This is a genomic window from Anabaena sp. FACHB-1237 (genome assembly GCF_014696225.1).
Classification (GTDB): Bacteria; Cyanobacteriota; Cyanobacteriia; order Cyanobacteriales; family Nostocaceae; genus FACHB-1237.
The window spans coordinates 1-26,089 of record NZ_JACJPV010000019.1; the positions used below are offsets into that span (position 1 = coordinate 1).

General features: G+C 34.9%; 26 protein-coding genes and 2 pseudogenes. 5 read left to right on the forward strand and 23 right to left on the reverse strand.

The window, feature by feature from the left end; genetic code table 11:
* Positions 1-80 precede the first annotated feature (80 nt).
* The 7 genes and pseudogenes from H6F32_RS20540 to H6F32_RS11305 all read right to left on the reverse strand — a co-directional run bounded on the left by H6F32_RS20540 (position 81) and on the right by H6F32_RS11305 (position 5,446).
* Positions 81-203, reverse strand: coding sequence for a MerR family DNA-binding transcriptional regulator (locus H6F32_RS20540; protein WP_242031107.1), 123 nt, complete (start codon positions 201-203; stop codon positions 81-83).
* Positions 204-272: 69 nt separating this feature from the next.
* Positions 273-592: pseudogene (locus tag H6F32_RS11280) on the reverse strand (DUF2887 domain-containing protein); the annotation flags it as partial.
* 255 nt (positions 593-847) lie between these two features.
* Positions 848-1,486 (reverse strand): dihydroxyacetone kinase subunit DhaL, encoded by a 639-nt coding sequence (gene dhaL / locus H6F32_RS11285; protein WP_190369431.1) that lies wholly within the window; start codon positions 1,484-1,486, stop codon positions 848-850.
* Between the two features lies 1 nt (position 1,487).
* Positions 1,488-2,561: a dihydroxyacetone kinase subunit DhaK gene (gene dhaK / locus H6F32_RS11290; RefSeq protein WP_190369432.1), complete on the reverse strand. Its 1,074-nt coding sequence runs from the start codon at positions 2,559-2,561 to the stop codon at positions 1,488-1,490.
* A 150-nt stretch (positions 2,562-2,711) separates the two neighbouring features.
* On the reverse strand, positions 2,712-3,752 hold the full coding sequence (lpxD, locus tag H6F32_RS11295; RefSeq protein ID WP_190369493.1) for a UDP-3-O-(3-hydroxymyristoyl)glucosamine N-acyltransferase: 1,041 nt from the start codon (positions 3,750-3,752) through the stop codon (positions 2,712-2,714).
* Positions 3,753-3,988: 236 nt separating this feature from the next.
* The gene (locus H6F32_RS11300; protein ID WP_190369433.1) at positions 3,989-5,203 is read right to left on the reverse strand and encodes an NAD(P)/FAD-dependent oxidoreductase; all 1,215 of its coding nucleotides are present in this window, start codon (positions 5,201-5,203) and stop codon (positions 3,989-3,991) included.
* A 48-nt stretch (positions 5,204-5,251) separates the two neighbouring features.
* Positions 5,252-5,446 carry a hypothetical protein gene (locus H6F32_RS11305; RefSeq protein WP_190369434.1) on the reverse strand — a complete coding sequence of 65 codons (195 nt, stop codon included), beginning with the start codon at positions 5,444-5,446 and terminating at the stop codon, positions 5,252-5,254.
* A 201-nt stretch (positions 5,447-5,647) separates the two neighbouring features.
* On the opposite strand from H6F32_RS11305, the gene folB reads away from it, so the two are divergent.
* Positions 5,648-6,010, forward strand: coding sequence for a dihydroneopterin aldolase (folB, locus tag H6F32_RS11310; RefSeq protein WP_190369435.1), 363 nt, complete (start codon positions 5,648-5,650; stop codon positions 6,008-6,010).
* A gap of 248 nt (positions 6,011-6,258) precedes the next feature.
* Here the strand turns inward: folB and H6F32_RS11315 are convergent, their stop codons facing one another.
* From H6F32_RS11315 to H6F32_RS11335, 5 genes are all read right to left on the reverse strand, one after another.
* A complete protein-coding gene (locus H6F32_RS11315) occupies positions 6,259-7,566 on the reverse strand; it encodes an ABC transporter substrate-binding protein (protein WP_190369436.1) in 1,308 nt (435 codons plus the stop codon).
* A gap of 316 nt (positions 7,567-7,882) precedes the next feature.
* Complete coding sequence (locus H6F32_RS11320; RefSeq protein ID WP_190369494.1) at positions 7,883-8,647, reverse strand: MBL fold metallo-hydrolase; 765 nt, start codon at positions 8,645-8,647, stop codon at positions 7,883-7,885.
* Between the two features lie 210 nt (positions 8,648-8,857).
* A complete protein-coding gene (locus H6F32_RS11325) occupies positions 8,858-9,589 on the reverse strand; it encodes a circadian clock KaiB family protein (protein WP_242031109.1) in 732 nt (243 codons plus the stop codon).
* Positions 9,590-9,684: 95 nt separating this feature from the next.
* The gene (locus H6F32_RS11330; protein ID WP_190369438.1) at positions 9,685-10,977 is read right to left on the reverse strand and encodes a type IV pilus twitching motility protein PilT; all 1,293 of its coding nucleotides are present in this window, start codon (positions 10,975-10,977) and stop codon (positions 9,685-9,687) included.
* 356 nt (positions 10,978-11,333) lie between these two features.
* Complete coding sequence (locus H6F32_RS11335; RefSeq protein WP_242031110.1) at positions 11,334-12,737, reverse strand: MFS transporter; 1,404 nt, start codon at positions 12,735-12,737, stop codon at positions 11,334-11,336.
* A gap of 447 nt (positions 12,738-13,184) precedes the next feature.
* Here H6F32_RS11335 and H6F32_RS11340 point away from each other — a divergent pair, with 447 nt between their 5' ends.
* A complete protein-coding gene (locus H6F32_RS11340) occupies positions 13,185-14,477 on the forward strand; it encodes a recombinase family protein (RefSeq protein WP_190369439.1) in 1,293 nt (430 codons plus the stop codon).
* Between the two features lie 47 nt (positions 14,478-14,524).
* On the opposite strand, the gene H6F32_RS11345 is transcribed toward H6F32_RS11340, so the two are convergent.
* Positions 14,525-16,042 carry a hypothetical protein gene (locus tag H6F32_RS11345; RefSeq protein ID WP_190369440.1) on the reverse strand — a complete coding sequence of 506 codons (1,518 nt, stop codon included), beginning with the start codon at positions 16,040-16,042 and terminating at the stop codon, positions 14,525-14,527.
* Between the two features lie 248 nt (positions 16,043-16,290).
* On the opposite strand from H6F32_RS11345, the gene H6F32_RS11350 reads away from it, so the two are divergent.
* The gene (locus H6F32_RS11350; protein WP_190369441.1) at positions 16,291-17,901 is read left to right on the forward strand and encodes a glycosyltransferase family 39 protein; all 1,611 of its coding nucleotides are present in this window, start codon (positions 16,291-16,293) and stop codon (positions 17,899-17,901) included.
* A gap of 97 nt (positions 17,902-17,998) precedes the next feature.
* On the opposite strand, the gene H6F32_RS11355 is transcribed toward H6F32_RS11350, so the two are convergent.
* Positions 17,999-18,379, reverse strand: coding sequence for a hypothetical protein (locus H6F32_RS11355; protein WP_190369442.1), 381 nt, complete (start codon positions 18,377-18,379; stop codon positions 17,999-18,001).
* A 462-nt stretch (positions 18,380-18,841) separates the two neighbouring features.
* Positions 18,842-19,750, reverse strand: a complete 909-nt coding sequence (locus H6F32_RS11360; protein ID WP_190369443.1) for a DnaJ domain-containing protein — start codon at positions 19,748-19,750, stop codon at positions 18,842-18,844.
* Between the two features lie 371 nt (positions 19,751-20,121).
* Here H6F32_RS11360 and H6F32_RS11365 point away from each other — a divergent pair, with 371 nt between their 5' ends.
* Together H6F32_RS11365 and H6F32_RS11370 are read left to right on the forward strand one after the other, a co-directional pair.
* The gene (locus tag H6F32_RS11365) at positions 20,122-20,502 is read left to right on the forward strand and encodes an NINE protein (RefSeq protein WP_190369444.1); all 381 of its coding nucleotides are present in this window, start codon (positions 20,122-20,124) and stop codon (positions 20,500-20,502) included.
* A 22-nt stretch (positions 20,503-20,524) separates the two neighbouring features.
* Complete coding sequence (locus H6F32_RS11370; protein ID WP_190369445.1) at positions 20,525-21,052, forward strand: ComEA family DNA-binding protein; 528 nt, start codon at positions 20,525-20,527, stop codon at positions 21,050-21,052.
* A gap of 88 nt (positions 21,053-21,140) precedes the next feature.
* Here H6F32_RS11370 and lepB read toward each other — a convergent pair whose 3' ends face one another.
* The 8 genes and pseudogenes from lepB to H6F32_RS11410 form a co-directional block, all read right to left on the reverse strand.
* Positions 21,141-21,713 (reverse strand): signal peptidase I, encoded by a 573-nt coding sequence (gene lepB, locus H6F32_RS11375; protein WP_190369446.1) that lies wholly within the window; start codon positions 21,711-21,713, stop codon positions 21,141-21,143.
* A 65-nt stretch (positions 21,714-21,778) separates the two neighbouring features.
* Positions 21,779-22,033, reverse strand: a pseudogene (locus H6F32_RS11380) (nucleotide exchange factor GrpE); the annotation flags it as partial.
* 233 nt (positions 22,034-22,266) lie between these two features.
* Complete coding sequence (locus tag H6F32_RS11385; RefSeq protein ID WP_190369447.1) at positions 22,267-22,407, reverse strand: hypothetical protein; 141 nt, start codon at positions 22,405-22,407, stop codon at positions 22,267-22,269.
* Entirely contained in the window at positions 22,404-22,949 is a 546-nt protein-coding gene (locus H6F32_RS11390; protein WP_242031111.1) for a LysM peptidoglycan-binding domain-containing protein, read from the reverse strand. The genes H6F32_RS11385 and H6F32_RS11390 overlap by 4 nt, the downstream gene beginning before the upstream one ends.
* Before the next feature lie 71 nt (positions 22,950-23,020).
* On the reverse strand, positions 23,021-23,497 hold the full coding sequence (locus H6F32_RS11395) for a hypothetical protein (protein WP_190369448.1): 477 nt from the start codon (positions 23,495-23,497) through the stop codon (positions 23,021-23,023).
* Between the two features lie 203 nt (positions 23,498-23,700).
* The gene (locus H6F32_RS11400) at positions 23,701-24,447 is read right to left on the reverse strand and encodes a matrixin family metalloprotease (RefSeq protein ID WP_190369449.1); all 747 of its coding nucleotides are present in this window, start codon (positions 24,445-24,447) and stop codon (positions 23,701-23,703) included.
* Positions 24,448-24,466: 19 nt separating this feature from the next.
* Entirely contained in the window at positions 24,467-25,072 is a 606-nt protein-coding gene (locus H6F32_RS11405; protein ID WP_190369450.1) for a TerD family protein, read from the reverse strand.
* A gap of 21 nt (positions 25,073-25,093) precedes the next feature.
* A complete protein-coding gene (locus H6F32_RS11410) occupies positions 25,094-25,669 on the reverse strand; it encodes a TerD family protein (RefSeq protein ID WP_190369451.1) in 576 nt (191 codons plus the stop codon).
* Positions 25,670-26,089: the final 420 nt, after the last annotated feature.

Here is a 26,089-nt window from a genome sequence, read left to right on the forward strand (position 1 = left end):
CTAGAAGATACTCGGCAATAAACAACCACTTTTCGTTTTGACTCTATAGGTTTTAACCCTTGAGTAATCAATAAATCATCTTAGGTGTAAAAACGATGCCCCGACAAAGTCCTCTTGGCTGGAAGTTCCCCTTCTACATCCCATCTCTGCAAGGTCTTAACTGAAACTCCAATCTTTTTAGCAAATTCATGAGGCTTAAACATAAAATCACCCCTAGGTTTGTCTATGAGTGTACAGGTTTGCCTATTAAATTGTCAACTTAGGACAATCTCATTCGATGGATTGTCTTGATTACTTCTTGTTAATAAGTACCTAGCTGCTGCTGGTGCTTGACTTTCTTTTAAAGTCGTCAGTACCATTAACCCTACCCAGACAGGTAATTGTTGAATATCTGTACTTCGCAGAAATAAACTGTACCAGGACTGTGATTTTCTGGAGGTAAAAACACCCCATCAATTTCAAATTTAGGTTCTTTAACTGCTACAGAATCAAATCTATAAGCATCTGCATTTTTCGGCGGTTTATCTAATAGTTGAAATAATACAAATGGATATTGTTGAAAGAGTTTATAAAAAATAGAATCTCTACGCATTTAGCACCCCCTATCAAGTGAAAAATAGTGAAAAATCAACAATTATAAATCAATTTTCACCAATTCATCTGCAAGCTGAATATTTTCTAAAGTCTCATGTAAAATTACTAATGCTATTATTACAATATCCCCAATCTACAATTTTTATTTTACAACAAATTGCCAGGGTAAAATAACAATTTTCCCTGTATCTTCATCATCGAAAATTTGCTTATTTACTTTATACTGTGTAATATACCCTAATATATTGGATAGCTATGTTCCATGATTATCTACTACTTCTAACAAACTACGTAACATCCAATAAGCAGATGTACCTCCAGGATCCTGATGCCCTATACTGCGATCGCCTAAATAACTGGCTCTCCCCTTTTTTGCTACCATTGGGATAGTATCTTTAAGTCCCTGTTCTGCTGCCGCTACAGCTAATCTCAAAGCTCCCACAGTATCTATATTATTTTCCACACCTTGCTCAAAAGCAACCATCGCAGGATACAATACATCCACCATTGTTTTATCGCCTAAGTTGGTCTTACCACGTTCCATAACCCCTTCTAATCCTGCTTTAAATAAAGCTGATATATCTTCATTTATTAATATTTGTTTATTTGTAGTAATAGCACTAGCTCTTAAAAACCATGTTCCATATAAAGGCCCACTTGCTCCTCCAATACTAGAAATTAACGTCATACTTACATTTTTAAAAATACTACTAATATCTTTATTAGTGAAACTTTGTAGCAGAGTAGTAATTTTCTTAAAACCGCGATCCATATTAATACCATGATCTGCATCGCCAATAGCTGCATCTAATTCTGTTAATTGATCTTTATGATGTTCTATGACATGGGCAAATACTTCCAGCCATGCAATAATTTGTCCTTGAGTGATCATGCTATACTCCCCAACGTAAACTAGCAGTTTTAACGGGTTCATCCCACAGTCGCAACATTTCCTCATCTAATTTTAGTAGCGTAATAGAGCAACCTTGCATTTCTAAAGATGTCATATATGGACCTATGAGATTTCTCACTATTTCCAGTCCCTCTCTGTGACAAATTTCTGCTAGTTTGCGGTAGATGAGATAAAGTTCCGATATTGGTGTCCCCCCCATACTATTAACATAGGCTAGTAAGCGATCGCCTTTTTGCCAGGGTTTATTTAATAGTTCTACATCTTGCCATTTTCCCTGTGCTTGATCCCATTCTCGCAACGGACGCTGATACGGTGTATCATAAATGATAGCATTGGCTAAAATTTCCGTAATTTCATCACCTGACTTGATAGTAACTCGTTCTCTACCAGGTTCACCATGTATGCCAATTCCTAATTCTACTTCATTATCTCCTAAAATAAAGGTTGGTGTTCCTTTTGCTGGTACGGTACAGGAGGTTAATGCTATTCCCATACTACGGCCATTTTGATTCACTTTTTTACACAATTCTTTTAATTGTTGTAAACTATAACCTTTTTCGGCGGCTGCACCACAGATTTTTTCCGCTAATACAGTTGTACCTACCCCTCTACGTCCTTGAGTATATAAACTATCTTTTACAGCTACATCATCATCTATAATAATACTTTGAATATTGATTCCTTCTAAATGGGCAAATTCCACAGCCATTTCAAAATTCATTACATCGCCACTATAGTTTTTAACGATATATAATATTCCTGCACTACTATCTATTTTTTTAGCAGCTGCTAACATCTGATCAGGTGTAGGTGAGGTGAATACTTCTCCTGGACAAGCGGCATCTAACATACCTCTACCCACAAAACCGACGTGGAGAGGTTCATGGCCACTACCACCACCAGAAATTATACCGACTTTTCCCTCTTGAGGTGCATCAGCACGGTAAATAAAAGTTGGTTCATAATTAATTTTAATGATATCACTATGGGCTAATATCATTCCTTGTAAACTTTCTTTGGTAAAGTCTTCTGGTTTATTTATCAGTTTTTTCATAACTAATACTATGTTTGAGGTTTATTTTAACTCAATGGTAGAACTTACTCAAGTGGAATATTGGTAGGTTGTATCAGATATTAACAATCTGTTTCTTTTCATAGTTGATGCAGTAGGACAAATTTTAGTAGCATACCGTTTTCAATCATATTAATCATCATTTATTTTTTGCCGTTGCATTTTTCTGAATTGCTGATATATTGCTGGTAAATGATTGTAAATAGCTGCAACCTTCAAATAAACTTTATGAGCTACTGCTGGTGTACCTGAAACCACTTCTCCCGGTGCAACATCCTTATGAATGCCTGTTTGTGCAGAAGCCATCGCTCCATCTCCAATTTCTACCTGATTAGCAATACCCACTTGTCCAGCTAATATGACCCGATTTCCGATTTTTACCCCTCCAGCTAGTCCTGCTTGACCTGCTATGGCGCAACCAGAGCCTATTTTACAGCCATGTCCTATCTGTACTAAATTATCAATTTTTGTATTTTTCCCTATTCTTGTTTCTCCCACCGCAGGACGATCCACCGCACTGTTACAACCTATTTCTACACTATCTTCTAACACTGTATAACCTGATTGGTGCATTTTCAACCATCCCGTGGGAGTGGGAACAAAACCAAAACCTTCCGCACCGATAACAGCACCACTATGAATTACACAATCTGCACCAATTTGACTACGTTCATGAATAGTACAATTAGCGTGTAAAGTGGTGCGATCGCCTATTTTCACATCTGGATAAATCACTACATTGGGATGTATAATCACATCATTACCAATTTCCACACCTTGTTCAATGACTACATGGGCACCAATAGCAGCATTATTGCCTATTTTTGCTGTAGTATGAATTACCGCACTAGGATGAATAGATGGTTGAGGAGAATAGGGCTGATAAAATAAACCAATAGTTTGAGCAAATACTAATCTGGGGTTAGTAGTTGCTATCCAAGCTATACCCCTATTTGTTGCCTTAGCTTGTAAATTCTCATCATTAGGTAAAATCAAAGCAGTGGCATTTGTAGAATCAATAGATGTGGTAAATTTCGGACTTTCTATATAACTAATATTACCTGCGATCGCTTCATCCACAGCCGCTACTCCATTAATTTCTGGATCTGTATCTAAGTTACTATAAGCAGTGACCACATTACCTAATTGATGTGTAATTTCACTAAATTTGATCATTAATTTCATAGTCATATTTTCCCTGATTTTTTCCTAATTACGACTTACGCAAGTGTCACACTAAAAAATCTGTTGAGTGGGTGCGTCAGATATCAACAATTTGGTTATTTGCATGATTTATACTGTCTGATGCACCCTACCAATGTACCAGTTGCGTAAGTCCTGCTAATTTGATTTTCTTGTTTTTACCACATCTGAGTCAATTTAGATCGCTATTATTCATCAAATAACAATCATACTATAGACTTTCCTGCTATATAAGCTGTAGTCCAAGCACTTTGAAAATTAAAACCACCTGTAATACCATCAATATCTAATATTTCTCCAGCAAAAAACAACCCTGGAGTAATTTTACTTTCCATTGTTTGAAAATTTACTTCTTTAAGATTAATTCCTCCACAGGTTACAAATTCATCTTTAAAAACTCCTTTACCGTTAATTACGTATTCTCCCTGAGAAATTTCTTGTACTAGCTGATTTAATTTACTTTTAGATATTTCTGCCCATCGGTCTTGAGTATTAATATTGACACGATTAATCATATATTGCCAAAGACGATGAGGTAAGTCTACACCACGATGGAGAGCGATCGCTTTTTTACCCCATTGTTCTTTGACAGCTAAAAGCTGTTCTTTGACTTGTTGTTGTGTTAAACTTGGCAACCAGTTAATCAACAATTTACATTGATAGTTATTTTTATGTAAAACTCTTGCACCCCAAGCAGAAAGTTTTAATACTCCAGGTCCACTTATTCCCCAATGGGTAATTAATAATGGTCCTGTTTGTTGTAATGGGGTTTCTTTAGGTAACAATAACTTCAGATTTACATTACTTACACTAATTCCCGATAAATTTCGCAAATTAGCATCTGCTATATTAAAAGTAAATAGCGATGGTACAGGTGCTTCGATAGTATGACCTAGTTTTTCAGCTATTTTATAACCAATTCTACTACTACCTGTGGCCAAAAGTAAGCGATCGCACTCTAAACTTTCTCCTGACTTGAGAATAACTGAAAAACATTGACTTTGTTTTTCTACGCCAACTACAGATTTACCCAAACTCAGATTAACACCTACATCCGCCGCCGTCTTAATTAAACATTCCACAATAGTTTCCGAATGATCCGTAATAGGGAACATTCTTCCATCCGCTTCCGTTTTCAACCTTACACCTTTAGATGCAAACCAAGCAACGGTATCTTGGGGCTGAAAACGACTAAAAGAACCTCGCAAGGCTTTAGCACCTCTAGGATAATTATGTACTAATTCCGATGGTATAAAACAAGCATGAGTAACATTACAACGTCCACCGCCAGAAATTAAAACCTTTGCTAAAGGTGTACGTCCAGCTTCAATTAGTGTAACTTGTGTCCCAGGATAATATTCAGCACAAGCTATCGCGCCAAAAAAACCTGCTGCACCACCACCAATAACTATAACTTTCATAAATAAGTTGATCCGAGTCAGGAGTTATCTACAAACTTGATAAATTATCTAATATCGCCACCAAGTTCTTTGTATATAATTAAATATTAAAGTACCAATTGCCCCAAAAAATAATAACAGAATCACACCTCCAGGTAAAAATGTCACAATACCAAAACCTCTGAGTACATATAGAGAAATAGTCATACCCAGCAGTACACCAAAAGACTGGGTTAATTTCCTGCTTAATGAAGATTGACTCACTTTTTTACCTCAAAAATAATCACTCAATGATATAATCACTGATCTTAATATATATCTATATCCAGCAACAAGATCCTCGACTTCTTGAAGAATACATTGGTAGGGTGCGTCAGATATGAACAATTTGGTTATTTACACAATTTATGCTGTCTGACGCACCCTACAACTAGCAACTGTCAATTATCAATTAATTATCAATTTATGGACTCTATACATTTAACAGGAATTGCTTGCTATGGTTATATTGGTTTGTTACCACAAGAAAAGGTTTTAGGCCAATGGTTTGAAGTGGATTTAAAATTGTTCCTGGATCTACACAGTGCTAGTAAAACGGATAATATTCAAGATACAGTAGATTATCGTGCTATTATTAGTTTAGTACAAGACTTAGTGAAAAACTCTCAATTTGACCTATTAGAAAGATTAGCAGGAGCGATCGCTGATACCATCCTCAAACATAGTCCCCAAATTTCTCAAATACAAGTAGTAGTTATTAAACCTAACGCTCCTATCCCTGATTTTAGCGGTAAGATTAGTATTGCCATTACTCGCAGTCGTGATTGAATCTCAATATGATAAACAATGCAACTCCTACTGCTATGGCATGATCAGTAAATATTGCCAGGAAAAATGGGAGTGGGGGACAGGGGACAGTTTTAGCTATCTGTCATGGGCAAATTTTCTGATTTCTTCAACCCAGAATATAGGCTTTTTGAGGTATCCCCTGAAAAACCCTGGCACTTTTTGCGTGTTGATCAGCCTGTAACCTTTGATATATCTATGTTTTAGGTTTTACATTTATTCAGCAAGTCCTACTTAGGATTTATCTTCTCACGAGTATCCTTGATTTTACCATCATCTCCCACAGTCCACACATCATAAATACCAAGTACATCACCATTAGCATCTATATCCACATCACCGCTTGCACCTTGATAATTAATCTTTTTACCCTCTCTTAACAGCTTTAGACCTTCACACACATCACTAACAGGAATACCATCACCACCAGCAACTCCCCGCAAGTTCTTAGCAATACCTACCCCTGTATTTTCCTTAGCCGCTTGAGCGGATAAAACCAACAAAGCGGTAGCATCCCAGGCTTGAGGCGCGTACTCTCCTGGTGTGCCTCCTTTTTTCTCCTTCCATAACTTATTAAATGCTTCTAAACCTGGACCACTAGAACCAGGTACAGTACCAATAGCACCAGATAGTAAATATTTACCATCAGGACCTTTACCAACTTGGGTAGGGAAAGTATCAGATTTTACGCCATCAGTCAGCAGAATTTGTACACCCTTAGCTAAACCTTGTTGATAAGCAGCCTTGAGGAATAAACTACCTGTCTCTGCATACATCACAGCAACTACAGCATCAGGCTTACCAGCAAAAGTAGCATTAGCTTCTGTATCAAAAGTTTGAGCCTTAGGATCATAACGTACAGGTTTATCTTTATTAACTACAGTTCCGCCTAATTTCTCAAAACTTTCCACAAATACTTTTTCAAAACCTACACCATAATCATTATTGATCACAACTGTAGCAACTCTTTTAAATCCTTTTGTTTTAGCCAATTGGGCTAAAGCTAAGGCTTGATATGTGTCTGGAGGTGCGGTACGCGCCCAATAACCTTGAAATTCGCCTTTTTTTGCTTTCTCAGTAAATACTGGACTTGTGCTACCAGGAGAAATTAACATCACCTTATTCGGTACAGCTACGGAAACCGCCGCAGTGGAAACACTACTGGCAAAAGAACCTACCACACCTGCAACTTTATCTAAAGTAGCTAATTTTGTCATTCCTGCTGCACCAGCTTTAGGATCAGTTTGATCATCTACTTGTATTAATGTCACTTTTTCACCGTTGACACCGCCACAAGCGTTGACAGTATCTACTAATAAGGGTACTGAACCCACCATTTGTTGTCCAATAGAGGCTAAGTCACCAGTATTAGGTGATAAACTACCTATTTTTAAGCCTTTAGTGTTAGCAGTGGTAGAAGTAGCTGCTGGGGTAGTGGTGCTTTCTGTCGTGGACGTAGTATTTTCACAAGATGCTAAAAACAAACTACTGGCTAAAGAAACTATGGTGAAAGTCAGGGATATACGCAGTTTAGACATGACAATTTTCACTCCTCAAGTATAGACAAACTAAGTTTTTCAGACTTCGATGATAGCCTATGTTGTCAGTAATCTAATATATAAATTTTTATTATATAGCAATCCTAATTCATCCGTGAGAGTTTAATAAGCATCCAATGCTTATAAAACAAGGATTTTTATTTAGGTGTTTTCTCGCAATTGGCCTAGGATTGCTATAGTGGTTTTACTTATGATAAGTGATCAGGTGTTATGTTGTCAATTTGGATCAGGAATACAAGCAAGATGCTTGCGCTACCTTTTGGATCAGGATCACAAGCAAGATGCTTGCGCTACCTTAATTTAAGGTAATTTTTTCACCTGGTATGGGAGTTAATACTTTGGTGTTTAAGTTATTTTGTGACAGTAATGTTTGTAATTCTGTTGCTGTTCCTTTTGCTTGCAAAAACTTGGCTATTATTCCTGTAAAGGTAATATCTCCTCCCGCAGCAGTGGGTAATATAAATTGTGGTTTGACATTTTTGGCTAATTCTAAAGTATTATTCATCCCTTGAATAATGTTACCTAATAATGGTAATCCTAAATCAATTGTGGGTGTAATTACCACATCTATAGATGGAATTTCTTTAATGGCAGCCGAATGATAACCATGAGGTTCATAATAAATGCTATAATTGCTGATGATATCTTTGATTAAATAGGCATTTTCCGTTAAGGTAGGACCTATGGGAGAACCAGGAAATGCGGTAATTAATAATTGATTTTTCAATGTGAATTGTTGACCATGTTCTAAAGTAATAATTTCTCGATATCCTAATTGTTGAACTACTTTAGTTGCATTTGGTGAAGCAATAACAGGAATATTTTTATCTAGTTGTTTTAACGTTGGTGGATGGGCGTGATCTTCTAATCCTTGAGATAGGATAATTAAGTCTATATTGTCGGGAATGACGCGATCTTTTACGCGAGAACCTTTAAATAACCAGTCTATATTATTAAAGGTTAAGTCACCAATTAACCAAGGATCAATTAATATTTTGGTGTTGTTTGTAGTGCTAGTTTCTAGTAACCAACTGTTACTATCTAGCCAGGTAAGGTTGATCATATTTACAGATTTTTAGGGTAAATTAGGTATATTTTAACCTGTTTGGAAATAAATTGCCAGAAATAAATTGCCAGTTTCATAAGGTTTTTTTGTCATTTTTACGCCTCCAATGTTTGTTTACGTTCTAAGGCTAAATCTAATTGTATTATTTAATTCCGCTTCTCCATCTTTAATTAAAACTTGCTCACAATATTCACCAACCATTTCCTATTGCGCCCCTAGCATTTGCAGTATTTTATCTACATTATCCAAATTTCCCACTATTCTCTTAATAGGATGTGGCCACACTTTCACTAAAGTTGGAGTTGCAGAAACTTGATTAATTTCTGCTTGTTCAGGATGGGTTAATACATCAATTACTTTTAAAGTATAAGGATATTTTAGCGATCGCTCTAAAGATGTATGTAAATTATGTAATATTTTTTCTGTGGAGGTACTATGGCCTGCAATAAATAATCTTAAAACATAACCCTGAGCATTATCCCTTGATAGTTGTGTTGTGATGATTTGATGCTCAACTGTTGTATCATTCACATCTATTCTCACCACTAAATCATGATCTTCCCATAATTGGGGAAATGAAGCACGATAGGTTGATAATACCAGGCGATCGCATACTCCCTCTTGCCAAGGCGCTGGTTGCCATACTAAGTTACCCATCCCAAAAATTGTATTTAGTACGGCTTGATGACGCATTACTGCTGGATAAGCCTCAGCAAATACCTGTACTTTTTGAGTACGTGGATTCAACCAATGATCAATAGTAGCTGTATAACAAGGAACTAAAAAATGTGGTGGTTCGGATAGGTTTAAAATCTCTTGTAAAGCCACACATAAATGTAAATGCCATCGTCCTTGTTTACTAGGATCGAGACAGTAAATTAAATCTCCTCCCGGCGTAAACAAAGCAATACCTTTGAATAATTTAGGTTTAGACAAGTTCAATGTAGTACGGTAATTGGTGATTAGCGATTCGGTACAATTTCGGTAAAATATATTTATCCTGCTCCCTGCTCCTTAAGATCCAATATTAATTAAACACGACCTCGTAAGAATTGTGCCATTTCATTTGGAGTTGGTGACATTTCCAAAGCAATTTCTTCGGTAATTCTTCCTTCTTGATAGAGATTAAATAAAGATTGATTCATCGTAACCATGCCATCAAAACTAGTTTGTTTCATCAAATCCTCAATTTCATCATATTTACCATGTTTAATCCATTCTTTAATCGCTTCTGTATTGATCAAGATATCGTGGAAAGCCGCCCGTTTAGCATCAGTAGTTTTACACAAACCTTGAGCAATAATACAAACTAATGCCTCCGCCAATGCTACCCTTATGGCAGCTTGTTCTTCCCCAGAATACAAGTTTAATATCCGTTCAATGGTTTTTACCGCACTATTTGTGTGCAGTGTTCCCATGACTAAGTGACCTGTTTGCGCTGCTTTGAGAGCAGTATTTACAGTTTCCTTATCCCGAATTTCACCCACTAGAATCAAATCTGGATCTTCCCGTAAAGCTGCTTTTAAGGCATTATCAAATTTACGAGTGTGCATCCCTACTTCCCGTTGTCTAACTAAGGACTTACGGCTTTGGTGAACAAATTCTACTGGGTCTTCAATTGTAATAATATGTTTAGCCATTTCTCGATTGATATAATCAATCATCGCAGCTATTGTAGTGGATTTACCTGAACCTGTAGGACCTGTGACTAAAATTAAACCTTTATCAACATGACACAGATCACGGAAAACTGGCGGTAATCTTAACTGATCTATAGAAAGAATATTGATAGGAATTAACCGCAATACCATAGCATATCCTTTAAAAGAGTCAAAAACGTTAATCCGCACACGGGCAAATTCATATTGAGTTGCACCGTCAAATTCTAATTCTTCTTGAAATCTTTGAATTTGTGCATTTGTAAGAATTTCCGTTAACCAACTCATAAAAGTAGCTTTATCAGTTTCAGGATAATCTGTCATTTGTATTTCGCCCCGATATCGGAAACGAGGAGATTCTCCTACTCCTAAGTGAACATCGGAATAACTGTTATCAAAGGCTTCTTTTACGAGTTGGGCTAAAGTTATACCTGAAGTATTACTTTGTGGTGCTACTGGAGTAGCTAACATTACCGGAGGTGATGCTACTGGAGGACGGTTTCCCGCTACTGGTATAGTCATAGTGGGAAATGTTGGTGGGTTTGTCCAAGGAGTATTTAGTTGTGTCGAATCATCCAGTGGTTTTGTTACTTGACGTTGACTTGCCCCTGTGGTTAATGGAGGTGGAGGCATGGGAGGAGCTTGACGTGGTTGTGGTTCCGTCATATATTTTACTCTTGATTACTCTTAATCACTAACACTTAATTATTTTATGTCTAGTACAGCTTGGCGGAAATAAACCAACTATTCTAAATCGTTAAAAAGCCTATAATGTCTTAGTTTTGACTTTTCAAGGCATGACTTCCGCTTTGCGGTACTAGTTTGCCTAAGCTATATTATCAGTTCTGAGTCACCAAAACAAAAATATCAAAATATTCCAGGTAACAATATCTATTATGTACCTACTGACAGTATTTTGCCAGTGTTGTAAATATTTATTAAAACAGCAGTCAGGTCTAAGATCCAGAGTGCGGGAGTTGGGAGAGGGGCGAACGGAAAAATACATTTTATCCAATTACCAATCACCTTTCTGGTTCTTTAACAAACATTAATGGAATTAACCCTAGAAAGCGCAGAATTGACGAAATAGCGAATAATCCTATTAAACCGCCCAAATAGGGAATTTGTGTGATAAAACCGCCTATGGTTGTACCTAAGGCTCCGCTAACTCCAGCTACAGCAGCAGCGATCGCAAAATAAATAGATTGATTTCTCGTCGGGGCAATAGTTAAATACATATTAGTTGTACAAATGTCAATTCCTCCCCAAGTTATTCCTGCAAAAATATGCAGCAATGGTAACCATAACCAAATATCTAATTCTCTATTACTAATTCCTATCCATAATAATGGTGTAATGGCTACCAACAAACCTACAAATATTAGAATATAACGATTACCAATCTTATCAGCTAATTTTCCCCAAAAAATCAACATTAATAAATTTGCCCCTGTTTGTAAACTACTATAAATGGTTACTAAACTTACATCTAAATTTAAGGTATCTAATAAGTAAAGATTGAAAAATGGGGCACTCAAATGTACTGCTAACATCCAAATACTAAAGTAGAGAAGAAAGATTAAAAAGTTAGTATTTTGACAAAGACTACTAATGATGCTACTTTCTTGGGTGCTGTTATTACTATTAGCTGGGCTATGATTATTTTCAGTGGGAGAAAATTCTGTTAATTGATGATTTTGGATTTGAGGGTTAATATCTACTTGAAAATATTGACATCCTAAAGCCATTATCCCAAAAATAATACTGATCAATACAACTAAACCATAACCTTGAATTGATCCACTATACCAATGTGAGATCATTATTCCTGCTAAAGGCACACATAGTAAATTAGTCAGATTAGCAGCACTAGTACGTAAACCAAAATATCTCCCTCTTAATTTACTAGGAATTATCATAGCTAACCAACTTAACCAAGACGGCGCTCCCAGTGCTGCTAATAAGTTACTGCCAAGTAAAATTATTAATGTTAATATTATTAGTTTTTGATTATTTAACAAGTTTTGGCTATGAGCAGTAATTCCTATTAATAAACTAATCCACAATAAACGAGAAGCACCAAAGGTAACTAGGGAATATTGAAATCTACTGTGGGTTTTTTCTGATATGTAAGCCCCTATTGGTTGAATAAAATTTACTATCATGGGGATGGATGATAACATCCCAAATATTACTGGAGTGGCATTTAATTCTACTAAAAAGTTACTCAGTAAAACTCCTCCTGTTCCTAAGGAAAAGACGGAGGCAAAAATAGCATCTATTGTAGAAGCTCTTAAACTATTACGAATTAGTTTTTTAGCAAATCTTGTACGAATTTTTCCAGGAAATTGTTGATTGTTGCCAATGTCCAGAATTTCTGAATTTGATTCTGAATCTAAAATTATATCCATGTAAGGAGAATTCATAGCTGATAAATATGAATCAATAATTATGTTGTCAATCTCAATATAGCCATTTCCATTCAAGTGAAGTACAACCAGTAATAATGGAACGCAGATGGAAGCATAGTAATGCAGATAATTTTGTACTTGATTAGACTGGGGAACGCGATAAATTTATCTCATAACCTCATCTCATAAACTAAAGAGATGTGATACTGTAGGGTTTTGTGGGTATAAGTTATAGGATGCTGTTCTGTCACTTTTTAAGTAAGTTCAGAGTTAATTGATTAGTTGATACAATCAAAAACAGGAAGTTAAGGATGCTTATTTTCTCTATTTGTATAAGTGACAATAGCTAATTCAGCTTGTTCTAGTTTTGATCAGGAATATTAAAATGATTAATAAGCGAGAAATAACTCTCCTATTAATTATTTTACCAAAAAGTCCAGTAATTAAATTATTTGATGATTTATGAAAATAGTGGTTTATCTTTATACAGATCCTCTCTTAGAGACTATGAGTGATATTAATGAATGGGGTTGGGATGTGGACAAAATTTATCAAGACGTGGGAGAACGTACCCACCTAGAACAGCTTTTGAGAGACTGTGAATATGAGGGGGTAAAATATGTATTATTGCGTCGTTTGTGTGAGTTAGGAGATACTGTTGCACAGGTAAATGAACGACGAAACCAATTAGAAATGATGGGAGTAATAATCATTGCTACAGAGCAATCTTATACATCAAATTCTCGTCAGGTTTGTGACCAATTACTAGAGTTATTACAGGAAATACAATATGAACAACGCAGTCGTCGTATTCGTCAAGGCCATGCTATTAATCGTTTAGAAGGTTCTCCTCCTCCGGGAAAAAGTCCCTATGGTTATCGTCGAGGACAAAATAAGTATATCATTGATCGCACTACTGCACCTGTCGTTAAGGATTTTTTTGAAAATTTTTTGTTATATGGTTCTTTACGAGGTTCTGTTAAATATATAGGGAAAAAATACAATAAAAATATTTCTGTGACTACTGCTAAAAGATGGTTGACTAATCCTGTTTATCGTGGTGATACGATGTATCACAATGGGGAAGTTATTAGTAATACTCATACAGGAATTATTTCTAGGGAAGAAGGGGCGCAAATTGATAGATTATTAGCCAGAAATAGTCGTTTACCTGCTCGTAGTGCCAGTGTACCCCGTTCTTTAGCTGGCTTGGTATTTTGTAATCAATGTCAGTTACAAATGACTATTTCTCGTGTAACTCAACGTTACCAAAATCAGGAGTATTTGTATTTACGGAATGTTAAATGTCCTCTGAAACCAAAATGTGCTGCTCTTGCTTATGAAGAGGTTTTAGAAAAAACTATTCATCAGGTTTGTCAAGATTTACCTGTGGCTGTGGCAAGGGTCAATTTTCCGCCTGTAGATGTTATGAAAACTAGCTTAGAAAATGCGATCGCTCGTCAACAACAAATTTTAGCTCAATTACCAAGTTTAGTAGAAACTGGTATTTTAGATGGGGAAACTGCTAATTTAAGGGTCTATAAAATTCGCACAGAAATTTCTCAATTTCAATCTAAATTAGCTGCACTTCCACCTGTTAATTTATTATCTGTGGCGCAAACTGTTTCTCTTCCTCAGTTTTGGTTAGATTTATCTGAGGTGGAAAGAAGGTTTTATTTGCGGGAATTTATTCGCAAAATTATGATTATCCGAGAAGGTAAGGAATGGTATTTACAAATAATTTTCATTTTCTGATTTTTCTCCCTGCAAGATACCCGACTTCTTTAAGAAGTCGGGTATCTTTAACTATCTTGTTTAGCAGTGGTAGATTTCTTACCAGCATTACGTACATTCATCACTTTACCCAGTAATTCAAACCAAAAAGGTGCGCCCATGGCAATAGCTAAACCACTAACTGCCCAACCTGCAATCATGGTCAATATACTAGTAATTTTTTTGGGATGACTATCATTTTCAGATGATAGTTGATGTTTTAAGTTATTTTCTCCCCAACCAATGGGTAAATAAACATCCTTTAATAATTGATTTTTGTCTATATTTTTGGGATCAAGATTATTAGAAGATTGTGGTGATATTTCCGCGGCTTTATAAACTATTGCTGTTCGCAATAAAGAATCTTTAGATAAGCGATTAACAATATTAAATGTATCAGTATTTGTGGATACTGCTAAAGTTATACCAATTAAAATTGCCACTCCTTTAGCATTGCGTTTATACACTCCTCCCGCTCTTTCCATAGAACTATCAAAAGTCTGTTCAATTTCTTGACGTAGGAGATACATTCCTTCTTCAACACTTTGCGCTCTCATTTGGGCGCGTTTAGCCATAGTTTCAATACTGGATACTACAGAATCAGGTAAACTTTGAATTATTTCATGAACTTGTTTATAAATTTCACTGTCTTTATCTTGAATACTGTTGATAATTTTTTGGTTGATTTCAGTTCCTTGCTTAAAAGTTTGCACAATATCGTTAATATTCGGGTTTAAACCGCCAATAATAATGGCAGTTTCTACATTAGCAAAGATATCTTGTTTCATAAACTGTAATTCACGCAAAGGTTTATCTAAAATATATTCATTTCCTGGCATCATGATTTGAAAGTTTTGAATATATTTATCTAAACTGGAAATCATGCGTTGCACAGTCATTCTGATGTTATATTTATCTCGACAAAAATCATTAGTAATATTATTGTATTCTAGTTCTAATTGGCAAAATTCTGCGGCGATAATTTTGGTAAATTCGCTGGATATAGTTTGTTCATTGATATATATTTGTAGTTGCAAAAGTATTTGTCTAATTTGATTCAATCTTTCTTCTTTAAAATTCTCTAATCTCATTTCTGTGAGTTTTTTCACTACTATTGGTAATTTCAGGGTATCCATAAAGGTATCCGCAAAGGTTTTACTACCAATATAAGAGGGCGCACTGTGTTTTTGATCACCAAAAATAGTTTCTTTTTTAAATCGAGAATCTGATTTTCTAAAATTTTTGAAAAATGATGCTAATGCCCAGGTAATTTTCCGAGGTAAGGTAGAAATTAATCCTTTAGATTCTTGATTGATGCTTTGAATTAAGGGATTATTATAGATCTTATTTGTTAGTTGTATTACTTGACTATTTTCTGATGCTTCCGCGTCACCTGCTAAGAGAATTTCAATTGATTTGCGTAGATGATCTGCTCGCCATTGTAGTACAGTAGCAATCAGTTCTTGAATTTCGGACGCTAGTAAACTTAAAATTAGGTAAATAAAAATTAGCCCTAGCGCTACATCTAAAATAAGGGGTAAACCCATGGACGTTCTCCTGGTAAAAAATTAACGACTAAAGAATTGTATTCTTTATATCATTGAAAAGTCAAAAATCTTGTAAACTTCTTGGAATAACTATATAAGAAATCTTGTCCAAAAAATTATCTCTGTTTTGGAGAATCTGAGTTAATTTGGAGTTTAGCCTGAGAAAACATTTTCTCGCAGGCCACATCAGAGATACGCTTTAATCTCTACAAAATCAACTTAAACAGTAGCAGTAATTAGCATAGAATATGCAAGAAGGAAGTTTTATTTGGAGTTATGTAGAACAACAGCATCGTGCAGTTGACAAACGTAATGATTCACTATGGTTAGTATTTTTACTATTAGCATCAGTAATTTTATTTACTGTTAATCTTGGAGGTTTACCACTACAGGATGGAGATGAGGGTATTGTGGCTACAGTAGCGCGGGAAATATTACAAGCACCTAGTGATTCTCTGCGTTGGCTTTATCCCACTTTAGCAGGTGAACCCTACCATGATAAGCCTCCTTTGATACATTGGTTGGTGGCTGGGGCTTATGCTATGGGTGGTATCAATGAATGGACTACTCGCTTACCTGGGGCTTTATTAATGGCTATTTCTGTACCTTTACTGTATTGTATTGGTAGGGAAATTTTTAGACAGCGTTGGGCAGCTATTTATAGTGCTTTAATTTATTTGACTATGTTGCCTGTGGTACGTTATGGTAGATTGGCAATTATGGAGGGGGCGATCGCTTGTTTTTTAATGACGATGATCTTATGTTTATTAAGATCACGTCGAGATTTGCGTTACTGTTTGGGTGTGGGTATTAGTTTTGGATTAATTTGTTTAACTCATGGTAAAATTGGTCTGTGTTTAGGTGTGGTAACGTTAATATTTCTATATTGGGATACACCAAGATTATTGACTTGTTATTATTTTTGGTTAGCCATTTTGATTGGTTGCATTCCTGTGGGTTGTTGGTATGGTTTACAAGTATTACAATATGGTTATTCTTTTACGGAAATGGATACGAAAATATCTTTGATAACTGTAAAAAGCATTAGTAATAGTCATGGAAAATTACCTTGGTATTATCTCATGGAAATTGCTAAATGGACATGGCCGTGGTTAATATTTTTGCCAGCCACTTTCCGCATTACTTGGGAAAATAATAATTTCAGTTGGGCAAAATTGTTAATTGTCTGGTTTGGTGTTTATTTATTATTAATATCTTTAATTTCTATTAAGTTACCCTGGTATATCTTACCTATTTATCCTAGTTTGGCTTTAGCTTTTGGATATCAATTAACTCAAATAGAAAATTTACCACTGTTTTCTGGTTATCCGCGTATTTGGGTAACAAGTTTAGCAATTTTAGCTGTATTAGCATCTACCGCAAGTATTTATTTTAGTTGTAGAAGTACCAGCAAAATAGAGTTACAAATTATCTTTGCATCTGTAGCTTTAACTATGACTTTAGCAGCGATTTTAGCAGAAAGGGGAGATAGACAATTTTTGAAAATATTAGTATGGGGAAGTTATCTTTCTCTGCTATTGTTAATGAAATCTAATTTTTGGATTTGGGAGTTAAATACTCTGTATCCTGTGAAACCAGTAGCAGCGATGATTAGTAGATTAAATCCAGAAGTTACGGAAGTTTATACTTCTTTTCCTTATCATCGGCCATCATTGGATTTTTATAGCGATCGCACAATTATTCCTATGTCAGTTAATCAGTTACAATCTTATTGGGGATATCATCAAAAACCTTATTTTCTAGTGAATAAACCAACTTTAGAGAATCTACAATTAAAATCCGTTAGGATTTTAGATCAGGCTGAAGATTGGCAATTAATTACTAAGGATAATAATTAATCAGCTAATTTACAGTTAAACTATATAACCAAAAAACCTAAAATTACATTGTAGAGACGTTCTATAGAACGTCTCTACAATCATTTTCACTAAGACACTAAGACCAAGAATCTAAATCTAAAGATTGCATTCCTTGATCCTTAACATAATCTAATAACCCCCCTAATTGCCACCAAATAAATAAACAAGTACCTAAACTTAAAGGTAGGCCAACTCCTATAGCTAAGGGAGACGGAAAACCAAATATTTGTAAACCACAGGACATAAACAAAGAAACACCAGCAGTAATACCAACAAATGGTAATAATAATTGTTGATAAAAAGTGCGTTTTTTGCTATCTTTTGCATTTGGACTATTTGCTGGCCATTTTTTGACAATTACTTTTAAAGTTCCAGATAATGCTATACCAGAAGTTACCGCCATCAGAAAACCTATTAGCAATAAAATGTAAGGTGGTTGCAGAGGATAATAATACATGAAAACTCCTGATATCAATGAAATTTTATTATCTTGGTTGACAACAATGGCAGATCAATATTGCCAAAAATATCATAAACTTGCCAGCAAGATACAGCACATTCCATCTACATGAGGTACACTATGAACACAGCAAGATGCCTGTGTTACAAGGGTTTTATCATTAACATCTGTACCTCATAATAACGGAAACTGCTGTATTTTACATATTTTATCATTAATTTCAGAGTTTTTACACTTTTCCATATCTCATAAGTGAAAAATTTGTTTATTATCTATTATTGAATAATTCACCTGATGTATTGTGGCACCAGGGGGTGCGGAATGTGGGTTATATTTAATTAATCTGGGTTAGGTTGACGGACGAAACCCAGGATTTGTCTACAAGGTTATAAGTATTTTAGTTTTGGCGATCGCTCTACCTAACCCACTATGGACATTTTTATATAGGAATAATAACATCTATTTCCCTTGAATTTTTTTTAACAGGGAGGCAATACTTAGAGATTTACCATTAGTTTTATTATTATCTTCAATTTGCAATATTCTGGCCTGTCTTATAGCTAATTTGTCTTGAGGATTTAATTTTAAGGCTTGCCGGATATAAACTTTGGCCATGGCTACAAACTGCTGTTCAAGATATACTACTCCTAATAAAGCATAATAATCACTATTTCCAGGTTCTAGTTTGATGGCATCTCTCAATTCTAAAGTGGCTAAATTCCATTGTTTTTGTTTAGTATATTGTACTGCTCTCTCATAGTGTTTATGAGCATAATTGATGCTATCTGATGATGTATTTGTTTGACTAATATTGCCTGAATGCTGATTTATTATTGTTTTTTCTCTCTCGGGAGTAATTGGTTTTTGTTGATCACTATATTGATTGTCTTCTGTGTGAAATGATAAATATACCATGTTTATAGCATGCAATTGTTCTGTAACTTGATAAGATTGATACAATGAATGATATTGTGCATTAGAATAGGATTTAATAGCATCTTCATAAAATAATTGTGCTTCTGTGCCAGTCATGGTTGCCATTGATTGAATTATAGACATTTGTATCCCAACTGGTTGATTTGTATCTACGGCTATGGATTGAGCGCGTAGTTTAGCTATAGTATTTAATCTTTTATTTGAATGCTTGATCTGTTCATGAGCAGGATTAATCAATTGTGTAAAAACTAATCTCGCTAATTCCTGATCTTCTGGATTGGTATGGACATAATGATCAGGGTGTAACTGTTTTGCTAAAATATGATATCTTTTGTTGATCTGACGATCATGAGCATTAACTGATACTCCTAGAACAGCATAAGGATCAGCCAGTAGATTTAACCATTGTTTTGTAAGGATATTATCTGACATTGTTGTATAAATAGCGAATAACTAGTAACTATTTTAGTCCTTTTTTACTGTTTCAGTGCAATTACCTAAAAATAATTTCAGGGTTAATTGACTGAAAATAAGAATTATGTATTTGATTATGGTTTTAATTGGTGTAAATTCGCTTATAATATTACTTATGGGTAATATATTTTTTGGGTTATTCCTGAAATTTGGTGTTGATTGAATTTTATCATGAGATATCTGGTGGTAATTCAATGTCTACCTGCCTGTGGGCAGACAAGTGATTTGAAACCCCTTCTATGGAAAATTCATGAATTGTCCCTACATTCATGTTCACTCTTATGTCTATTGCTTGATCTTTTAAGATATGCTTGAGAAATTAAAAAAATATGTTAACTAAACGTAAAAGTCGAACTATAGCTATTATTCTAGCTTTTTCTGGTACAGTAACAATTTCTGGGTTACATAAATTTTATTTGGGACAACCTCTATGGGGAGTTTTGTATGTTTTGTTATCTTGGACACCTATACCAAAGGTAGCAAGTGCTATTGAGGCAGTTTGGTATTTAACTTTGGATGAAGATAGGTTTGATGCTAATTTTAATTTGGGTGATGTGGAGCAATCAATGGGTAGGTTATCCCAACCTGTGACTAATCAGGTAGAATTACTGAGTAATGCTTTAAGGGAGTTGGATCGTCTCCGTGAAGATGGATTGATTTCTGAGTATGAGTTTGAACAAAAACGTCGTCAACTTGTGGATAAAATGTAGATCAGGTGGCGAGAATATATTTATGAACTGGCTACTTAGAAGTTTAAGATTACAAAAATTACGAGCAAAATTGTTAAGTGATCCTTATTATCGCTTGCAGTCTGCTGAAGATGTACAGATGGCGATAGAATTGGGAATACAGATTGATGTGAATCAAGCGACGGTGGATGATTGGCTGCGTTTGCCAGGGTTATCTATTCATCAGGGGCGATCGCTGGTAGAACTTTCTCGTAGTGGTGTAGTGTTTTATTGTGTTGAGGATCTAGCTGCTGCTTTAGGTATGCCTTTACAAAGGTTATTTCCTCTTAAACCTTTGCTGAATTTCAGTTATTATGATGAGCAATCTTTAGATTCAGTAAAGAGAATAAATATAAACACTGCTTCTGTAGTGAGTTTGATGAAAGTTCCATTAATAGATTCATCTTTAGCTGAATTGGTGGTAGAAAATCGTGAGTTATTTGGTAATTATCGAAATTTATTGGACTTACAAAAACGGTTGCAACTTTCTGGAGATGAGATCGCCCAATTAATGTATTATTTACAATTTTAATGGTGATTGGTGATATTAATTATGTAAATTATTGAATCCTGTAAATCTTGATTTGTGACAATTATACCCAGTCCCCTAAATTAGTCCCCTAAATTATCCCCAAACGATCCAGTGGCCAAAAGCGAAAAGTAGCTCGGCCAATAACGTTTTTACTTGGTACAAAACCCCAATAACGCGAGTCGTTACTATCATTACGATTATCCCCCATGACAAAGAATGAATCTGGGGGAATTTTAATGGTAGGAAATGGGCGATTTGGCGGTTCAGCAATGTATTCTTCTGTTAAAGGTTGATCGTTAATATAAACTTTTCCTTGGGATATTTTAATTGTTTCTCCTGGTTTACCAATTATTCGTTTGATGAAAGCTTGGTTTGCTGGATAACCTCGTCTTTGTAGTTCTGGTGGTGATTTAAAAACGACTATATCACCAGTTTTGGGATGATGAAAATTATAGGAAATTTTTTCTATGACTAAGCGATCGCCTGTGTGTAAGGTTGGATACATTGATTCTGAAGGAATTAGTCGAGGTTCGGCAATAAATGTTCTAATTAATAATGCTAAAGATAGGGCAATGGTAATTAAAACAATATTTTCTTGCCAACCGCACCATTTTTTGGTTTCTGGAGATGTTTCTTTTTGATCACTTTTGTTAATAGTCATAGAAGTTGTTACTGGTGATAATGACACTGAATGATTGTGAGAATTGTTAACAGTTAACTGTCAGTTTATATATTTTCTGTTAATGTTTGCGGGGGAGAAAATGGTGGTGATTTGGCAGTAATTACTTCCGGAGGACGGATAAATTTTTCTTGCCATTGGAATCCGCGACGAACAATTTTAGTAATTGTTTGATCTGCCAGATCCTTTGTTTCTTCCCGATCTAAAACACAACAGACATTAAAATCTGGTTCTCTACCTATTTCTAATTCTATGGTAAAAACTTCACGTTTTCCTAAAATGTTCAGAAATTTTCTATAGGGAAGATGGCTACCCTGCTATTTTATTTAATTAATTGAGATTTTGATAAAGATTTCTAGTGTTGCTGATTATAGAGTATGATTTTGTTGCAAGCACGAGAGGCACGCAGTTGCACAGAGTAAGCATTTGATTTGAAATCATTGATTTTTTAATTTCATACTTCAGTTCCCCAAGGCCTTAATTTATTTTCCTGTTCTAATTGTTCGGCTTATTGCAATGCAGATTCATCTGTTTTTTATTCATAAACGTGAATTTCTGCTTTAGCGATCGCCATTTTTACAGAATGATTATATAATTTTAATGCTGCATTATAATTAGCGATCGCCTGCTTAAAAAAAACCATTTTATAACTGTACATTTCCTTAATAATACTCATGGTTTTTTACCTTTGCAAGTAGGAGGAATTTTTAACACCTGATCTATCTTTAATTGATTTTCGCGCTTTTGTAATTCTGGGTTCACTGCAACTATTAAAAGCCAGTCGGTAGGTTTGCTACACAATTTTCCCGCAATACCGCTTAAAGTATCACCTGATTTCACACTATAGGTTATGGATGGTGGTGTAGTGGGAACCACAGGTTTAATCGGAACAGATAGAATAGGAGAAGTAGTAACAGTAGGATTAGTAGGATTAGTAGAATTTCTAGTTTTACTGGAATTATTAGTATGATCAGTATTAAAACTATATAAATTTTGTAAAGCGAAAAAACTTGCTCCTACACCAATAGTAATCCCAATTATTAACATGAGAATTGCTATTCCTGTACTCCACAATTTATCTTTTATATCTGGTTCTAACCCTTGTAGGGAACGAATTAAAAATACATCTGTTTGACAATTAGGACAAATATCAGTTTCAATTCCTTGATAACCACAAACAGGACAATTAATTTTAGTATTCATCTTGTTGGTATTCATCTTATCAATCCTGTAATAATATTATTAGTTGGTAATTCTTGACTTAACCAATGTTGCACATCTGGCAATAATTATCGCCATAATTGCACCGCTTCATATTTATCATGAATTTTGCCAGCATTCAACATTTGTGAAAGTTTTTCTGACATAGCATTTGCCTGAGTAGGTGCAATTAGTTTAGCCTGTTTGATCGCTAAAATACAACCTTGAATTAACTGGACGACTGAATGAGGTAAGTTCCGTAATTCTCGTTTACATTCTTCTTGATGATATTCCATACTGTAAAGATTATGACTCTTGATAGCTAGTTTTAACTCTTGACTGAGATTTTGTAATCTTTCTTGTTGTAACTCATGAATGATGAAATCACATAATTTCAGTATGCGATCGCACTCATTAATTAAAGACTCTGTTTCTAACTTGATGGGCGACATATAGACCTGGAATTTCTGCAAACTTTCCTCAGTACGTTCTAAAATATCCAGATGTTCTTCTGCAGTGACAGGATTTTTAATGAAATTAGCTGATTGTACCACTGGTACAGCCAATTTTAAATCCTTGACATAACGTTGTTGTTTAGCTCACGCAGAGTCGCAGAGTTACAGAGAGTTTGATTTTTAGTTTGATACTTTATGTTAGGTTGGATGTTATGTTTAAATGTAAGTAAAAATACGGTTTATTTTCGGAATTTGTAGGTGATTCAGATATCAAGAATCTGTTTATTTACATCATTTATGCAGTCTCAAGTACCCTACATCAGTGTATTTTCTACTTCCTGTAATATATTTCCTTTCACATACTTACAAATGGCTTTATTCATTAAAATCATTTGTCCCACATGAAAGGATGGGGGTATTAAACTATGAATACGATGATCTAAACCATCGTGCATCACGTCTGTGGCTAATTCTGAATGATCTAAGCCTAATGTATGTCCTATTTCGTGGGTAATAGTATTAGCAATTAAATTAGATAATTGACTTAAATTAAGATTGGCTATCTCTGCTGTGCGTAAAATTTGATCTATCCGCACACCAGCTATATTTGTCACTTCTCCTGGATTGAAACTAGCAATTCCTAAGTAATCTACTGGTTGTTGATCTATAAATATATAAACGTGAGTATATCTGTTACCCCATTCTTTTGGATCTGGTTGATCTGATGTTAAAAATACTTGGATACTTCTAAAAGCACTAAATACCTTAGCCAGTGCGTCCGTGATGACTTCGATAATAGTGGTATTATTTGTATGATTATTTAGCATTCCTGAAAGATCAATCCAAACGCAATGGCGAATTTGCTCATCTTGAATATTATGTAATAATGTTCCACAAGAAGGACATATTCGCCAATTAGTTTGAATGAGGGAACGACAACCTCGACAGCGTGGACGAGGAGGTCGTTGCAGGTTAATGCGTTCCCAAATGGGAACTTGTGATTTTTGCTGCTGGTTTTTTTTAGGTGGCCTAGTTAAATTTAGGCGATCATAAAGTGACATTACATTGTTTAACAATCATCTAACAATAGGTTTTAGCTAATTCTCCTAAACCATTTACAGTTACACCATTGCCAATAGCAGCCATTTTCCACTCATTATTATGGCGATAAACTTCTGCTAATACCATTCCTGTCATTCCATTATACTCTGTTCCTGAAAGATTGTATCTAGCTAATTCTTGATTATTTGCCATGTTGACTAACCGCACAAAGGCATTTTCAATTTGACCAAAGTTTTGTTTACGGGCTAAACAGTCGTAAATATTAATCACAAAAACTAATTTGCTAATGTCCGCAGGAATTTTAGGTAAATCAATGATAATTACTTCATCATCTCCATCTCCTGCACCTGTTAAATTATCTCCTGTGTGGGTAATGGCTCCTGATATATGTTGGAGATTTCCAAAGTAAACTATATTCTCTTTGGCTGTTAATTTGCCATTGCTATCTAAACAAATTACAGAAGCATCTAAATCATATTCATGACCACCTTTACCAAAGTTGCTAAACAATCCTCCTCCTGATTTTTTAGCAATGTCCCAACCTAAACCACACATTAATTTAGTTAAACCAGGAGCTTCTTTAGCAAGTGATATTCTTTGTCCTTTTTGTAAATTAATCGCCATTTTTTTTGCTCCTATTTGCTCCTAGCTAAAACGATCTAATAATGCTTTTAATCCACCTTGATAGCCTGAACCAACGGCATTTAAACGCCATTCTCCATCTTTCCGGTATAGTTCAGCCATAATTAATGCAGTTTCAATGGAATAGTCTTCTACAAGGTCATAACGAATTACTTCTTGTTCATTTTGTAAGTTGACAACTCTCACAAAGGCATTCTGTACTTGGCCAAAGTTTTGTCTTCTTTCTGCTGCTTCATGAATAGTGACAGTAATAACTATTTTTTGGACATCCGCAGGAACTTTTTGCAGGTTAATTTTGATTACTTCATCATCTCCATCTCCTACACCTGTCAGATTATCTCCAGTATGTTCTATTGATTTTGCTGGATCTGGACTAGTTAAATTGTTGTAGAAAATAAAGTGGTTGTCAGATATTAATTTATCATTTTTTCCTAATAAGAAGGCTGATGCATCTAGGTCAAAGTCAAATCCAGTATCCATGACTTTAACATCCCATCCTAAACCTACAAATATTTCTGTTAACCCAGGAGCAACTTTGTCTAGTGATACTCGTTGTCCTTTGCTTAATGAAATTGCCATGTTTTACTCCATTTTTTCAATTCTCTTTTTGGTTTTCTTCATGTTAATTCATCATTAATAAGTAGAATTAATGGGAAGAAATTTGATAATTAATAGGAAATTATTAACACACTAAAAAATATTATATAACCAGAAAGCCGAGTTTTGACATCATTGAACATCAATTAAGATCCAGCATAACATAAAAATACAATAAAACAAGTAGAGTCCCTTATTTTTAGTTTTGTTTTTTTGTGCCGGTTGTTTCTTTTACATATTAAGTAGCTTTAATAAAAATCAGTATCAGTATTTTGTCGGAATTTACTGCAAAATTGTATGAGTATATTTATAGAGAGGTTGATGTAGATTGTTGAATGTATGCCATTCTTTACACTAAGTGTTTTTAATAATGTGATGTAAGTTAATATATGTTAATTATTT

Excerpts from the sequence above, each read along its gene's own strand:
- H6F32_RS20540 (WP_242031107.1), bottom strand. The coding sequence starts at position 203 with ATGTTTAAGCCTCATGAATTTGCTAAAAAGATTGGAGTTTCAGTTAAG.
- dhaL (WP_190369431.1), bottom strand. The coding sequence starts at position 1,486 with ATGATCACTCAAGGACAAATTATTGCATGGCTGGAAGTATTTGCCCAT.
- dhaK (WP_190369432.1), bottom strand. The coding sequence starts at position 2,561 with ATGAAAAAACTGATAAATAAACCAGAAGACTTTACCAAAGAAAGTTTA.
- H6F32_RS11300 (WP_190369433.1), bottom strand. The coding sequence starts at position 5,203 with ATGAAAGTTATAGTTATTGGTGGTGGTGCAGCAGGTTTTTTTGGCGCG.
- folB (WP_190369435.1), top strand. The coding sequence starts at position 5,648 with ATGGACTCTATACATTTAACAGGAATTGCTTGCTATGGTTATATTGGT.
- H6F32_RS11315 (WP_190369436.1), bottom strand. The coding sequence starts at position 7,566 with ATGTCTAAACTGCGTATATCCCTGACTTTCACCATAGTTTCTTTAGCC.
- H6F32_RS11330 (WP_190369438.1), bottom strand. The coding sequence starts at position 10,977 with ATGACGGAACCACAACCACGTCAAGCTCCTCCCATGCCTCCACCTCCA.
- H6F32_RS11335 (WP_242031110.1), bottom strand. The coding sequence starts at position 12,737 with ATGAATTCTCCTTACATGGATATAATTTTAGATTCAGAATCAAATTCA.
- H6F32_RS11340 (WP_190369439.1), top strand. The coding sequence starts at position 13,185 with ATGAAAATAGTGGTTTATCTTTATACAGATCCTCTCTTAGAGACTATG.
- H6F32_RS11345 (WP_190369440.1), bottom strand. The coding sequence starts at position 16,042 with ATGGGTTTACCCCTTATTTTAGATGTAGCGCTAGGGCTAATTTTTATT.
- H6F32_RS11350 (WP_190369441.1), top strand. The coding sequence starts at position 16,291 with ATGCAAGAAGGAAGTTTTATTTGGAGTTATGTAGAACAACAGCATCGT.
- H6F32_RS11355 (WP_190369442.1), bottom strand. The coding sequence starts at position 18,379 with ATGTATTATTATCCTCTGCAACCACCTTACATTTTATTGCTAATAGGT.
- H6F32_RS11360 (WP_190369443.1), bottom strand. The coding sequence starts at position 19,750 with ATGTCAGATAATATCCTTACAAAACAATGGTTAAATCTACTGGCTGAT.
- H6F32_RS11365 (WP_190369444.1), top strand. The coding sequence starts at position 20,122 with ATGTTAACTAAACGTAAAAGTCGAACTATAGCTATTATTCTAGCTTTT.
- H6F32_RS11370 (WP_190369445.1), top strand. The coding sequence starts at position 20,525 with ATGAACTGGCTACTTAGAAGTTTAAGATTACAAAAATTACGAGCAAAA.
- lepB (WP_190369446.1), bottom strand. The coding sequence starts at position 21,713 with ATGACTATTAACAAAAGTGATCAAAAAGAAACATCTCCAGAAACCAAA.
- H6F32_RS11385 (WP_190369447.1), bottom strand. The coding sequence starts at position 22,407 with ATGAGTATTATTAAGGAAATGTACAGTTATAAAATGGTTTTTTTTAAG.
- H6F32_RS11390 (WP_242031111.1), bottom strand. The coding sequence starts at position 22,949 with ATGAATACCAACAAGATGAATACTAAAATTAATTGTCCTGTTTGTGGT.
- H6F32_RS11400 (WP_190369449.1), bottom strand. The coding sequence starts at position 24,447 with ATGTCACTTTATGATCGCCTAAATTTAACTAGGCCACCTAAAAAAAAC.
- H6F32_RS11405 (WP_190369450.1), bottom strand. The coding sequence starts at position 25,072 with ATGGCGATTAATTTACAAAAAGGACAAAGAATATCACTTGCTAAAGAA.
- H6F32_RS11410 (WP_190369451.1), bottom strand. The coding sequence starts at position 25,669 with ATGGCAATTTCATTAAGCAAAGGACAACGAGTATCACTAGACAAAGTT.